Origin of the sequence: Gilvimarinus sp. 2_MG-2023, from assembly GCF_030547685.1 — a bacterium.
GTDB lineage: Bacteria > Pseudomonadota > Gammaproteobacteria > Pseudomonadales > Cellvibrionaceae > Gilvimarinus.
The window spans coordinates 106,007-120,951 of the sequence record NZ_JAUOQM010000053.1 but is presented as its reverse complement, the minus strand read 5'-3'; the positions used below and the strand labels follow the sequence as shown (position 1 = coordinate 120,951).

8 protein-coding genes are annotated in these 14,945 nt (G+C 49.0%); 6 read left to right on the top strand and 2 right to left on the bottom strand.

From position 1 onward, the window contains the following. Positions 1 to 42 precede the first annotated feature (42 nt). From Q4526_RS16260 to Q4526_RS16235, 6 genes are all read left to right on the top strand, one after another. Positions 43 to 774 carry a SapC family protein gene (locus Q4526_RS16260; RefSeq protein ID WP_215978179.1) on the top strand — a complete coding sequence of 244 codons (732 nt, stop codon included), beginning with the start codon at positions 43 to 45 and terminating at the stop codon, positions 772 to 774. 16 nt (positions 775 to 790) lie between these two features. Then, the gene (locus tag Q4526_RS16255) at positions 791 to 1,780 is read left to right on the top strand and encodes a cupin-like domain-containing protein (RefSeq protein ID WP_215978178.1); all 990 of its coding nucleotides are present in this window, start codon (positions 791 to 793) and stop codon (positions 1,778 to 1,780) included. Between the two features lie 26 nt (positions 1,781 to 1,806). Then, positions 1,807 to 3,306, top strand: a complete 1,500-nt coding sequence (locus tag Q4526_RS16250; RefSeq protein ID WP_215978177.1) for a tryptophan halogenase family protein — start codon at positions 1,807 to 1,809, stop codon at positions 3,304 to 3,306. A 10-nt stretch (positions 3,307 to 3,316) separates the two neighbouring features. Further along, complete coding sequence (locus tag Q4526_RS16245; RefSeq protein WP_215978176.1) at positions 3,317 to 4,012, top strand: DUF6445 family protein; 696 nt, start codon at positions 3,317 to 3,319, stop codon at positions 4,010 to 4,012. A gap of 554 nt (positions 4,013 to 4,566) precedes the next feature. After that, positions 4,567 to 9,081 carry a di-heme oxidoredictase family protein gene (locus Q4526_RS16240; RefSeq protein WP_215978175.1) on the top strand — a complete coding sequence of 1,505 codons (4,515 nt, stop codon included), beginning with the start codon at positions 4,567 to 4,569 and terminating at the stop codon, positions 9,079 to 9,081. A gap of 597 nt (positions 9,082 to 9,678) precedes the next feature. Next, positions 9,679 to 11,817 carry a glycoside hydrolase family 16 protein gene (locus tag Q4526_RS16235; RefSeq protein WP_215978174.1) on the top strand — a complete coding sequence of 713 codons (2,139 nt, stop codon included), beginning with the start codon at positions 9,679 to 9,681 and terminating at the stop codon, positions 11,815 to 11,817. A 34-nt stretch (positions 11,818 to 11,851) separates the two neighbouring features. Here Q4526_RS16235 and Q4526_RS16230 read toward each other — a convergent pair whose 3' ends face one another. Further along, the gene (locus Q4526_RS16230; RefSeq protein WP_215978173.1) at positions 11,852 to 12,997 is read right to left on the bottom strand and encodes an AraC family transcriptional regulator; all 1,146 of its coding nucleotides are present in this window, start codon (positions 12,995 to 12,997) and stop codon (positions 11,852 to 11,854) included. 94 nt (positions 12,998 to 13,091) lie between these two features. Beyond that, the gene (locus tag Q4526_RS16225; RefSeq protein WP_303603892.1) at positions 13,092 to 14,837 is read right to left on the bottom strand and encodes a diguanylate cyclase; all 1,746 of its coding nucleotides are present in this window, start codon (positions 14,835 to 14,837) and stop codon (positions 13,092 to 13,094) included. Between the last annotated feature and the right edge of the window lie 108 nt (positions 14,838 to 14,945).

The window sequence follows — 14,945 nt, the reverse complement described above, 5'->3', positions numbered from 1 at the left end:
TAACAACCGTACCAATAGCAATAAAAAATAATAGGTGGTCATGTGACAAAAACCGTAATGCTCAACAGTGATGAACACCGCAACTTACACGTTAGCAATCAATATTCAACTGAACTTGGCGATGGCGTCATGTGGGCGCAAACCTTTGCCGCCGAGTTTCGCAACGCACAAGCGCACTATCCCATCTTGTTTCAAAAAGACAGCCAAACCGGTCAGTTTATGGCCGTAACGCTGTTAGGCTTTGAGCAGGGTGATAATATATTTCTCGATAACGGACGGTGGGGCGCGGGATACATTCCTTTAATGGTTCAGCGCGGCCCTTTCTCCATCGGAAGGAAAAAAGATGAACAAAGCGATGGTCCCAATCGTTTTATCAACGTTGATCTTGATCATCCCAAAGTGAATGAAAAAGTGGGACAGCGATTATTTGATGAGCTGGGTACCGCTACACCCTATTTAGACAGAATTTCAGGCATGCTGGAAACACTGCATGTATGGCATCAGGATAACGAAATATTTCTTAAAGCTCTGCAAGAACTTAATTTGCTGGAGCAGGTGACCATGGATATTACTTTGGATGATGGCACCAAAGGTCAGCTGCTGGGATTTTACACCATCAACGAAAAAAGTCTGCGCGAATTGCCCGATGAGAAGTTAATTGAATTGCATCGGCGCTACTATTTAGAGCCAATTTATATGGCCATCGCCTCGGTTAACAAAGTGCGCAGCTTAATGGAGCGCAAGGTCGCGCTAAAAACGGCTGCTGTAGGCTAAAGGTTAAAAAACCGCCATGAGCACCGTTGCAAACCATCCCTACACAGAACCGGGCACAGTGCCCGAGGAACTGCCGGGCCTAAGCGTCCCGGTCGTGTTAAAAGGGTTTGTAAGTCATTGGCCCGCCGTGGCTGAGGCGACGGTTTCCGATGCCAGTCTCATCCAATATTTAAAACAATATTCGTCCGATTTGCCCGTTACCTTTTACCAAATCAAAGCCGGTGTGACGGGTGGCAGAATAGGCTATTTAGACGATTTTAGTGGCTTTACATTCGATCGGGCCAGTGCCCATTTAAATGAGGTTCTGAACAGCCTGCAAGAGGCCGTTGAGGGGCGTTATATTGGATCCACTCGGATAGATAAATGGCTGCCCGGTTTTCGCGAGAAAAACGATATTGTCATGTCCGGCGCACAGCCTTTGGCCAATTTTTGGATTGGTGGTGAAACCGACATTGCCGCCCACTTTGACAGCCCTATGAACATTGCGTGCTGTGTTTCTGGTAAGCGGGAGTTCACACTGTTTCCTCCCGAGCAGGTCACTAACCTATACATAGGGCCAGTGGATCGAACGCCTTCGGGGCGGGCAATTAGTATGGTTAATTTTGACGCGCCCGATCTCGAAAAATTTCCCAAATTCTCCACCGCACTTGAGCACAGTGTGGTGGCGCGATTGCAACCGGGTGATGCGCTTTATATTCCCCCGTTGTGGTGGCACAGAGTTAAAAGCAGCGGGCCAATCAATATGCTGGTTAACTATTGGTGGAAGCAAACGGCCGATTATATGGGGGTGCCCGATCTGGCATTGGAGCACGCCATACTGGCTTTGCGTGGTATGAATACGCGTGAAAAAGCCAGTTGGAAAGCCATGTTTGAGCACTATGTGTTTTCTGACAATGCTATGGCCACTGACAATATACCCAAGGCGCTGCAAGGCATGTTAGATCCCGATAATGAACCAGCAGCGCGCTTAGCGTGGATGAATTTCGCACAAAAATTAAAACAATAAATTTTAAAATTATTGAGAGGTGACCCATGAACCCCATCAAAAAAGTTGTGATTGCCGGAGGCGGCACCGCAGGTTGGATGGCCGCCGCTGTTATGGCGAAAACGCTGGGCAAAAAAAATGAGGTCGTCTTGGTTGAATCAGACGATATCCCCACCGTCGGCGTGGGTGAAGCCACCATTCCACCGTTGACCACATTTCATAATATTCTCGATATTGACGAGCGAGAATTTATGGCAACTGTTAACGGTACGTTTAAGTTGGGCATCAGTTTTGAAAATTGGCGCGAAAAAGGCCACAAGTATATTCACTCGTTCGGCTATGCGGGTAAAGATTGTTGGGCTTGCAGTTTTGTGCATTTCTGGTTGGCTGGTAAAGCGCGCGGTATCGACTACCCTTACGCCGATTACTGCGCCGAGCTGTTAGCGGCCTATGAAGGTAAGTTTGCGATTGCCCCTAACGCCAGAATGAATTATGCCTATCATATGGACGCTGGCCTATACGCTAAGTATTTGCGCGAATTCAGCGAGAAGCTAGGTGCTAAGCGTCAAGAAGGAAAAATTGAAAAAGTTAATTTGGATGAAAGTAGCGGTAATATACAATCGCTGACCTTACAGTCTGGCAAAGTGATTGACGGCGATTTTTTTATTGATTGCACCGGTTTTCGAGCGTTGCTGATCGAACAGTCACTGCATGCAGGTTTTGAAGATTGGTCTCACTGGTTGCCTTGTGACAGCGCGCTGGCCGTGCAGACGCCGAAGGTGTCGGATCCATTGCCCTATACGCGCTCTATCGCCCACGATGCGGGTTGGCAGTGGCGAATACCACTGCAAAGCCGTGTAGGTAATGGCATGGTTTATTCCAGTCGATTTTGGAGCGATGAGCAAGCTCAAGAAGTGCTAATGGCAAACTTAGAAGGCGAGCCTTTAACACAACCTAAAAAAATAAAGTTTCGCACCGGAACTCGTCGCAAGCATTGGCATAAAAACTGTCTGGCGCTAGGGCTGGCCAGTGGCTTTTTAGAGCCTTTAGAGTCCACTAGCATACATCTTGTGCAAAAATCACTGGTACGTTTTATACAGTTATTTCCGTCAATGGGCATTAATGCCAGTGATGTGGACGAATTTAACCGGCAGACAAAAATCGATGTGGAAAGAATTCGAGATTTTATTATTTTGCATTATAAAGTGACTAATCGAACTGATACTGAGTTTTGGCGCTATTGTAAGAACATGCAAATTCCCGACACGCTGCAACAAAAAATTGATTTGTTTTCAGATTCGGCCAAAGTATTTAAGGTTAACAATGAACTGTTTGGTGAGGAATCTTGGATTCAGGTAATGATGGGGCAGGGGGTAGAGCCAAAATCGTATCACGGCTTTGCCGATGTAATGAGTGACCAAGAACTCAATGATTTTTTGGCTAGTATCAGGCAGTCAAAGTCGACTATGGTTTCCAAGTTGCCCACGCATCAGCAGTTTATCGATCACTACTGCCAGTCGAAAAACGCGCACAATTCAGCGCAATGATTGATAGGATATGATAAAAATAAAACAGCCGCTGGTAGAAAATATTCTACTGGTTGGCCAGAGCAAGACCCCTGTTATTGTTATTGATGACTTTGGCGATTCGCTTCATGGCCTTCGGGTTGTGGCACAGGACTATGCGCGGTTTACTCCGGCACAGGGCGGGTATCCGGGGTGCAGAGCGGTTCTTCCTTCCAGTTATGGCAGTGCGGTATTAAGTGTTCTGCAACCTTTAATACAGTCGGTCTACTCACTGCCTGATACCGCTCAGGGGCGCTGTTATCAACAATTCTTTTCTCTAGTGACTAAAAGGCCGTCGGAGTTGTCGACCTTGCAACGCTTACCTCATTTTGATTCTGATGTTTCCCGCTATTTCGCGGTTATGCATTATCTGGGAGATGGCGACTTTGGCGGCACAGGATTTTTTCGGCACAAAGCGAGTGGAGTGGAACGGGTAAAGCCTGACAACAGATCTGTCTTTATTGAGTCGGTAAGAGGTGAGCTTAAACAGTCCGAGCCTGCCCACGAATATATTGCCGGCTCGAATGACCGATTTGAAATGACCGCCTCAGTTGAATACAGGGTTAACCGATTGATGGTGTATCCGGGTAACCTTCTTCATTCAGGGCTTATAAATACCGCGACAGATATTAACCATTGTCCGTTGACCGGTAGGCTAACCGCAAATATTTTTGTGGATTTCTCTTGAGTGAATCGTTTCAGAGTATTTAGTGGCGAACTAAAACGTTTGACTCAGTCATTAGTGAACTGTTCTCTTGTCTCGGCCTGATCAATAGAATTTAAATAAAGCAGGCGCCACTAGAATAATTTTTCTGGCGCAAAAATCACCACCATTTAAATATTTCATTACGTGCCGTGGAATTGAAAGCGGGACGTTTCTACAAAATGGTAGTTTTACAAACTGATACCCTTGCTGTAGCCCCCGCCAGCCAAGGCGCTGCGAAGTCCCAGTTTTAACGGTGTAACTGTTGGAAATTGTGAGTAAAGCGGGACGACGAAAAGGCCTCTTAACACTACTTTTATCATTCAAGGCAGCTGTGCGTGAAAAATGTGCGCTCGGTAGTGCTTGCTTTGAATCAAGTTGGCAAGATGTTAACCCGAGCGTTGTAATGAGCCGGTTAGTATTAAGCCGCGTATTGTGCTCAAGGACATTGAGCCGCATTTGTATGACAAGGCTCAGAAAGCACAACAAAAATTAAATACCATGGGACTTTAACAATAATCAAACCCTGGAGTAGCGCTATGAATAAACGCAACCGATATTCGGTTTGCCGCCCTTTAATGGTCGGCGCAGCCGCACTCACCACGGCTTTGGCTGTGAGTACATCCCACGCGCAACAAGTTGGTCAATTGTTGTGGGAAGACAATTTTGACAATATCAATACCAATCACTGGAACGTCGTTGAAGGTAACGGCTGTCAATTAGGCCCCAATTTGTGCGGCTGGGGCAATCAAGAACTGGAATATTATCAGGCTGATAACGTTTCTATTGAAGCGGTTCCGGGTGAGCCCGGCAATTCTGCTTTGGTATTTGAAGCGCGCGCCGAGAACGTCGAGGGCAGTGCCTTTACCTCGGGCAAGCTCGACAGCCAGAATGCGGTCGCCATTCAGTACGGTATGATCGAGACTCGCATTCGGGTGCCCAATTTAGAGACAGGCCTGTGGCCCGCTTTTTGGCTGCTGGGCACCACCACCGCCAGCTGGCCCGCCAAGGGCGAAATCGACATGATGGAAATGGGCCATCGCCAAACCGAGATCGACCATTTCCACGCCGGTGCGACCCCAAATAGCTTTGTCGGTGGCAATGCCATTTTTTACTCCGACGATGCCTGCGTAGAAGGCAATCCGACTTGTGCGGCCATGTCGGCCTGGCAAACAGATAACGCCTATGTCTCGCAAACCCCGATGAACGATCGTTTTATCACGTATCGGCTTTACTGGACCGATCAATCGTTGCGTTTTGCGGTGGTTGATAACGGTGTTGAATACGATATGTACGATAACCCAGTGCCCATTACCGATGAATCCGACGAATTCCGGGCTCCTTTCTATTTGCTGATGAATATGGCTGTAGGTGGCAACTTCACCGATGCCCAGCAAAATAGCGAGGTAACCGCACCACTGCCAGCAAAAATGTACGTCGACTATGTACGTGTCTACGAATACGACGGCATGGGAGAGGTGACGCTGGGCGATACCACCCAGGCTGAAGTGGGCACTTTTGGTGTGTTTACCGATAACACCGCAACCGACAACAAGCTTGAGCCGGGTGTCAGTTCCGATATATATATTTGGAGTACTGGCTCCCTTACCGGCGGCACTGAGCCGGCAGATGAAGGCGATAATGTGATTAGTTGGGATTACACTGCGCCTGGTCAGTGGTTTGGCGGTGGCATTCAATCGCGTCAGCCTTTGAATATGAGTAACTTTGCCGACGGCACAGTAACGTTTCGTATTAAGGCGCCCGCTGATGTGTCCTTTAGAATTGGTGTGACAGACACCTATACCAATGAGCACTATATCGACTTCCCCGCTGGTGTGAATCAGTATGGTTTAGTGCGTAACGGCGAGTGGGGTACGGCAACTGTACCGGTGAGCGATTTACGCGGCGCATTGGTGGCGTTGCAATCTCTCGCTTATCCCTTTGTGGTGCTCAGCGGCGACACTATGCCCAGTGCCAACTTTTCGATAGCCATTGATGACATTATTTGGCAAGGCGGTGGCAGTGCCGCCGATGACGACGCTGATGGCGTTGCCAACCAGAACGATGCTTGCCCCGGAACACCGGCCGGCATTGCGGTTGATAGTTCGGGCTGCGCCCAAGTATCTGCGACCGACACCGACAATGATGGTGTGTTGGATGGCGACGATGCCTGCCCTAATACGCAGGCAGGTGCCAGTGTTAACGCCACCGGTTGCAGTGCCGACAGCGTGAAAATTCAAGCCGAAGACTACATCAACTTTTTAGACAGTAGCGCCGGCAATAACGGCAGCGAATATCGCAATGATGATGTTGATATCGAGGTGGCCACTGACACCGATGGCGGCTACAACGTAGGTTGGACCGAGAGCGGTGAGTGGCTTGAATACAGTACAGATTTGGCGGCGGGTACCTATCAGGTGACGGCGCGCGTAGCGGCGTTAAATGATGGTGGAGCGCTTAGTGTTGGCATCAATGGCGCCTACACATCCAGCAGTTCGGTGAGCAGTACCGGTGGCTGGCAGAACTGGCAAAGTCTGGTGCTGGGTAATATAGAGGTGGCCGCAGGCAATGCCAATGTACGTATTAATATCGATGCGGCGGGCTTAAACTTAAATTGGATTAATCTGGAAAAAGTGGTAGTCGATAGTGACGGCGATGGCGTTACCGATAATATCGATCAGTGCCCGGCTACCGCTACGGGAGCCCAGGTCGACGCCGATGGCTGCGCTATAACGAACACTGATGGTAATTCCGGTGTCAACGAGCCGACGGAGGGCAGCCTAGAATTTTATCTCAACATGGCTGACTGGGCGGATTTGCACTACCGTGTTAACGGTGGCGGTCAAATTAATGTCGCTATGGTGCAAGGCAGCGGTCGCAATACCTATAACGCGAGCGGTTTAAGTAGTGGCGATGTAGTGGATTACAGTTTTACCTATTGGGATGCCAACTTGGGCGGAGCTGTCGACTCACCGTGGGAAAGCTACACTGTGGGAGCCGGTTCAAATCCAGATCCGGGCCCTGATCCAGATCCAACACCGGGCGATAGTGATAACGATGGCGTTGTTGATGCCAATGACCAATGCCCCAACACTGCGGCGGGCGTCAGTGTCGACGCCAACGGTTGCCCCGTTACCTTGCCGCCCGGTGCGCAAATAACGCCTTTGTTTGATAATAATACTGCGTTGGAGCCGGTGATCAGTTTTGATCGAGGTGATGCCCTGATCACTCGTTTTTCCGATCGGGCTCGCGATCGTCACGCCAAAGAAAACCACTTTCAGGCCTACGATCATTACCTGTCGTTTTACTGGGAAGATCGTACCGCAGCGATAGAAATTATCGATTACGTGGCCAAGGGTGGCGACAGCATACGGATGAATGTTCGCACTGAATTTAAATTGTCCGATACCGAGGCTGAAAATCGCTGGTGGTATGAGGGGCTGCATACCCTCGCTCAGTATTGCGGCAATGGCGTAATGAATACCAGTGATAATGTGAACTACTGGAAAGAGGAAAACTGGAACTGCCGTGAAGGTCGGCCCATCCAAATGGGGGATAAACTCGAGTTTGAAATCAGCCAGTTCCTCGATGTGGGTGTGCCGCGCGGACGTGCCAATTATTACGGCACGACGTATCTGTATATTGTGGGTGAGGGCATAGTGCCTTGGGATGTTACCGATAAGGTAGAGTTTGTCAGCGGCAATTATTTACAACGTGACACTATCCCTGTGCCTGAGCGGGCACGTATGGGTGGTGATACCACCTTGCACGTGCAAATGACGGCAGAGCCCGATGGTCACTTTCAGCAGATGGCGACTAACTTAGGCTATGACAATGGTCAGCCATTTGTGTTGGGGCGTCATATCCACCACTCGTCGTTTGTTGATGGTGTACACGATGAAAGTGCGGAAAATGGTGTAAACAGTGTCGCCGTTGGCAAAGCCGGCCCCAATTATATTAACGAGCGCTGTTCCGACTGTCACGTGCGCAATGGCCGTGCTTCGGTGGCCGAGATCGGTGAATCTTTGGATCGTTGGGTGTTTAAAATTGGCGATGCCAATGGCAACCCTGAAGCAGATCGCGGCCGTGTTTTACAGCCACGTGGGCTGGGTGGTGAAGGTGATGTAGCCATTCAGTCTTGGACAGAATCGGGCGGTTTGCGTTCACCCAACTACACCTTTAGCAATGGCACACCAGAGACTTTTTCAGCTCGTTTGGCGCCCAACTTAAATGGTCTGGGTTTGTTAGAGGCGATTCCAGAGTCGGCTATCCTGGCACTGGAAGACCCCAACGATGCCGACGGCGATGGCATTTCCGGGCGTGCTAACCGTATCGCGGATCCTGAAACTGGCGTTACGCGACTGGGCCGATTCGGCTATAAGGCGGCAGCGGTTAGTGTTAAGCATCAGGTGGCCGCGGCGTTTAATACCGATATGGGAGTAATGACAAGCCTGTTACCCAACCCCGATTGTGGATCGGCGCAAAACGACTGTGGTCCAGCAGGCAGTGAGCTTGCTGATGAACATTTGGACAATTTGGTTAAGTATGTCTCACTGTTAGGGGTGCGTCCGCAGCGCAACTACAATGAACCAGCCGTACTCGATGGCGAACAAACCTTTGATCAAATCGGTTGCGCGGATTGTCATACCCCCACTCACCAAACCAGTGAGTACCATCCACTGGCCGAGTTACGCGACCAAACCATTCGCCCCTACACCGATATGTTGTTGCATGACATGGGCCCGGGATTGGCCGATAACCTAGGTGAAGGCGAGGCGACCGGTAGTGAATGGCGCACAGCTCCGCTCTGGGGTGTGGGGCTATCCGCCTGTGTAACCGGTGGCGTAGAGGGTGGCATCGGCTGGGACGGTTTCGGCCTAGACGGTTATGAGACGTGTGTTCCCGACGCAAACTTTTTGCACGACGGCCGTGCTCGCACTATCGACGAGGCGATTCGTTGGCACGGTGGTGAAGCGCTCGCGGCAAAGCAAGCCTACGATGGACTGTCCAACAATGCGCGCAGTAATTTACTGAGTTTTATTGAATCACTGTAGAGTATAAGCTTGATTGGAATTAGCGGCACCTTCGGGTGCCGTTTTTGTTTGTGGCCAAGCAGCAGCTTAACTCGTATTTTCGATAGTGCGACCGACAATTAAGGGGTAGCTTACGGCAGGTGTCCCACCTTGCGGATACACTTCGGCACATAAAGCGAACCCCAAGATTGTTGGAACCTTAAGCCCTATGATTACAGAGCCTCGCTTTTATTGGGGCATCCCATCTTTGTATTCATTGTAAAAATGGGACGATTAGTGCTTTTACTAAGGTCAAACTACAAAGGTGGATGTATGGGCAACCGGGTGACTGGTTTACATTCGCACAAGCTGGTGGCGTGTCAGGTCGCCACGGCTTTGAGTCAAATGAATATGTGAGTATTTCTGGCTCTTCGTATAGAAACTTACCCTCCCGTCAGGGAGGGGTTTTTTTTACCCGCCCTACATAATAAAAGCCATACTTGTATCAAATTTATCAGAAGCCTTCAGAGCGTTTTTATCATGTTATTCCCCCGCTTGTTCTGAGGATGTAAAGCTCCAATGGAGCTCAAAGATAACTCCCGTGCTCAGACTAGCCCATACAATAAAGAGGCAAAATCCATGAGAAAATTGTCACTTGCAATGCTGCCACTGATACTAACCGGTTTGGCCGCTTGTGGCGGAGGTAGTTCTACGACTGATGTCGGCTCCCCATCGAGCTCCTCGATCAGCTCATCTAGCATTAGCAGCACGTCCTCTGCCAGTTCACAGTCCTTGAATGAAAATTGGGCACTAGTGTGGAGTGATGAGTTCGAAGGCGAGAGCATTGACACCAACAAATGGAGCTTTGAGGTTAACTGCACCGGCGGTGGCAACAATGAGTTGCAGTGCTACACGCCGCGCGAGGAGAACGCCTATCTCGACAACGGTTTCTTGCATATCGTTGCGCGCGAAGAAAGTTATCAGGGCCCGGGTGAATGGGATGATTCGCCTAGCTACGATCCCAATGATACCTCCGTTCAGCGCGACTACACCTCGGCGCGTCTGCGCACCAAAGGCAAAGGCGATTTTAAGTACGGCCGAATGGAAATCCGCGCGAAGCTACCGCAAGGGCAGGGCATTTGGCCGGCTTTTTGGATGCTGCCCACCGACAATGTTTATGGTGGTTGGCCCCGCAGTGGCGAAATTGATGTATTGGAGGCCGTGAATACCAATGCCGCTGGCGGCAACGAAGTTCACGGCACCTTGCACTACGGCAGCGCGTGGCCGGGTAATCAATACTCCGGCACCTCTTATGTGCCACCTGCAGATGTGTGGCAAGAGTTTCATACTTATGCAGTTGAGTGGTCGGAGGGGGAAATCCACTGGTTCGTGGATGACGTTCATTATGCCACACAAACATCCGACGGCTGGTACACCTACTACACCAGCGACTCTGGTGCAGGCTATCAGTTGGGTGAAGGCGCGGCGCCTTTCGATCAAAACTTCCACTTAATTGTTAACTTGGCAGTGGGCGGTAATTGGCCGCAGGATCCGGATGATACGACGTCCTTTCCGCAGACACTTCTGGTCGATTATGTGCGTGTTTATCAGTGTGCGCTCGATCCAGAAACAGGCGCTGGTTGTAGTGATTTGCTGGATAGCCAAATAGAAAGACTGCCGGGTTTTCCCGCCCCCGATATAAAGAGTTTTTCGCTCTATAGGGATGGGGACACAACACTGACCCTAGAGACGCCCAGCAGTGACACCCTGCGTTCGCTAACACCAGGCTACTATGAGTCGAATGCTGGTAACCTGGTGGTTGACCCGGCCTTTAATACCGGCAGTGATACGGTGTGGAGCGCAGAGTTTTCCGGTGCGGCGAATATTTTTCTCAGTGCAGATCAGAGTTCGGAAGAAGATGGGTTGGCCAGCGGTGTGAATCTGTCTCAGTTTGCCCAAACCGGGCAGATTGCCTTCGATTTGTTGGTTGAAGAAAAGTCCGGTGACGCGCAATTTTTAGTGAAGGTGGATAGTGGTTGGCCCGCTGTGAGCCAAAAAGAAATTGAACCCAGTGTGGGTGAGTGGACGCGCGTGGTTGTGCGCTTGAGCGAGCTGCAGGCGAATAATATTGAGCCGGGTCAGGTCGACCTGAATTCAGTGGTGAATCCCTTTGTTTTAGAGTTGGCCGCTGGGACGGCTAAAATTAAAATAAACAATATTGCTTATGAATGTTTGGGTGACTGCGCGCCTCAGGCCATATTGGCCGGCCAATCCAGTACCATAGAAACGCCGCATACCGTATTTGACGATGCCATTAATGTGAACTGGGATTTTGGTATTGGTATTTATCAGACTGCCGCGAACCATGTTTCAACGTCAATCGTGGAGGCGAGTGATAATGCCCGGGGGCAAGTTATTGATGTTCAATTTGGCAATGCGGGAGGCAGTGGTATAGCCTTTATTCAGTCGACCAGCCCAAAGGATATGAGCGTATTTTCCGGCGGTCGTCTGGTGTTTGATGTTCAGGTATTGGACTACGGTTTGGCAAGTCAAGTGGCTATCCGGGTTGACTGTGTGCACCCCTGCAGTTCCGGCGATATAGAGTTAGGCATGGTCGGCTCCGATGGCTGGCAGACGGTGGAGGTGCCAATCAATGACTTGGTTAATGGCGGCCTGGATTTAAGCCGGGTAAATACTCCATTGGTGATTTCCCCTACTTGGGAAGCGCAAGCGAATGTCCATCTGCAGTTGGATAACATTCGTTATATCGCACCGTAAATTCGGGGGGGGGGGCAATAACGCAAACCTGCGTTTATCGCTCCCCTTTCCCTGCCGATTGTTTTCTGTACTCAGAGGGGGATATCCCCACCAGTCGCTTAAAGAAGCGATGAAACGCTGATTTACTGTTAAACCCTGCCTGTAACAAAATATCGAGAATCGTTAGATGCTTGTGGGCAGGGTCTAACAATAGCCTTTTGGCTTCTTCTACCCGGTAAGAATTCATAAATTCAAAAAAATTGGTGCCAAAATGTTTATTGATTACGCCGGACACATCCCTGGCGGGTAGATTTATTTGATTCGAAAATTCTTCAATGTTCAGGTTTTGTTGTAAGAATAATTTGTCAACCTCCATGCCGTTTTTGACTTTCACAATGGCAGCATCATTCGGCTGATCTTCAGGAACCGTTTTAAGGGTCACAGGTTTTGTCGTTAATACTCTGTGAGCATAGGCGGCGCTGTAGGCAAAAAGGCCATTGATCAGCACGAAAACGACATAATTTTCAGAGATACCTAAATAATTGGAAAGGCTGATGGTGCTGAATTGGGCGCCAACATGAACGACCAGTGAAAAAATCCAATGCAGCAAAAATCCAACCGTTAGCACTATCAGCCAGCTGGGCTCGCCACTTGAGAACGAAGAGTATTGATCTTTGAGTGACAGGTAGTACCGGCGCGCCAAATGTACAGCGGCTAATCCATATATAAACGGAATGACTTTTGAGCTATGCCAAATAAAATTCACCACGGTAATGGACAGTTGTGATTGATTGTCCGCCCGCCAGCGCAGTGCATCGCTATCAATTTGTAGTACTAACAATAAAAGCCAGCTAAGGGCCAAGGGTAATAAATGTACAAGTTGGTTCTTTCTTAGCTTAAAGTCATGTTCTGTTAGCGATGCAACATAAAAATAGAGTGCTTGCCCTTTACTAAATGCAGCCAACATAAGTAAATAAGGTACGACGTTTAAGTCAAAAAAGTCGAGGGTGTGAACCAAATCATTCCACAAGAGAAGTATACAAAGGCTGTGCAGACCAATTGAGAGCAAGAAGACAATTAATGCTCCACTGGCCGTTTTACGTGCGGTCGGCAAAGCCCACTGAAAAAGTGCCAGCATGATGCACTCAATGATCGTCATAAAAACGATGACGTCGTGAAAATTGAAGATGTAAGCTTCCATAATGAATTTTTATCGCAGGTAAATAGAGATAGCTCTACGTTTTTATTAGATGTTCATACAGTATATGACCTTGAATGAACTTAGCAATGATAAATCAATATACAGTCAGTTGAGTATGGTTAAGTTTATGTTCGTGAGGGTACACATACGTTTGATTGCGCCCGGCCGCCTTGGCTTGATAGAGTGCAGCATCGGCGTGGCGCATCATATCTTGCACGCTGGGCTGGGATTCGATGTTCATTACTTCGGCAATGCCACAACACAGAGTATGTGCGATTTTGCTAGAATTATATTGCGTCGGTGTTGATTCAAACTCGATGCGTATGCGTTCGGCAATCTGTATTACGGAGTCTATCTCGCTGGCGCGCAATAAAATTGCGAACTCTTCCCCGCCATATCGTGTTACTACATCGCTGTCGCGACAGGTGCGCAATAATAATCTTCCCACATCTTTGAGTACCTGATCGCCAGCTTCGTGGCCATAGTTGTCATTCACTTGTTTGAAATAATCCAAATCAATCATTAATACGTAGGCAGGTCTTTGATCGATGGCCATGCGGTCTTTTAGCTGGGTAAATGCAATTTGCAGGCGACGTCGGTTGCCCAGACCCGTCAGAGGATCTTCGCTGGCCTGTGTGATGGCTTGTTGACGTTCTGACTCTAATTGAATTAACCATTTAGATAGGCCAATCATTAAAAATAAAGTTTCCAGAAGTGCTGCAATCTGGACATAAAATAGGGGTGTCATGCCCCAGTTGAATAGAGGTGTGGCGGCGCTGATTAAACTTAAAATCAATCCCGCAGCGTATATCAACCAAGCCAATAGACTCCACAGGGCGTAATCGAGGCCTTTGCGCCACACTGCGAAGCTGGCAACCGGGAGAATGAGTGCAAGGGCCGCCAGCAAGCCGTATGAGAGTGTCAAAATGGGCTCATAAAAGCCGATTAGACGGATAATTATGCCTGTTCCCGCGACGGCCTGAATGGCGATAAATACTACATTAAGATGTGGCGATAAAAGCTGAAGCTGTAAAAAAGATTTGCTAAATTGCAGCGCACAAATAACAAATATCAAGTAAACAAGGTGGAAGCCTTCATTGTGCCACCAGGGGGCTTCGGGCCAGAGGTATTGAAACCCCAACCCGTTAAGCATTAACCAAAAGACGATACTGCTGAGCAGAAATAAAGCGTAATAGGCCGCATTGCGCTGCTTTAGGGTGATGGCAAATATGCTGGCCATCAGGGCCATAATGCTCAGAGCGCCGTAAAAAAGCCCAAAGCTGAGGTGCTCTTGCTGCTGCCTGGTGGCAAAACGCGAAGGGGACTCCAGCTTAAAGCCCATAGTAAGTGAGTCGGCTTTGGTGTGGTAGGCTTGGATATAAATCTCGGTTTTGGTTCCCGCCGGTAAAACAATAGGCAAAGCCAGGGTGCGATAAAACACGGGGCGACTTGAGAAGGGCTCTCTATCGCTGAGGCTATGTGATTGAAAGTTGGACTCGCTGTCGCGGCGCAGATAGACGGCCATATGGTCCAAATAACTGGTCTCGGTGCTCAGAATTTCTACCCGGTCTTCCGGCTCTGGGTTATGCAGGCTAAATCTTACCCAGTAATGCTTATCACTGATTCCTTGATTATTGTCACGAGGTTGAAACTCTTGCCAGCGCAAGTCTGTTGTTGCCTGGTCTATGGTAAGGGGTTCTACCGCTAATAAAATTTGGGTGTCGAGATCTTTAAGGGTACGGGTCGGCTCAAGGTTATATGCGGCCGCTTGCTGGTTGGCCAGAGTTAGCCCCAGTAAAGTCATGAGCGCATATAACGCAAAAAAGCGGCGAGTGTGCACGCGCAATTGGGGCCCCCATTGACTCTTAATCTTGTTGTTAAGGTGTATGGTATAAATACCATTGTAGTTTACCGCATGAGTGTTGCGTTGTCTGAGGGAAAAACAATC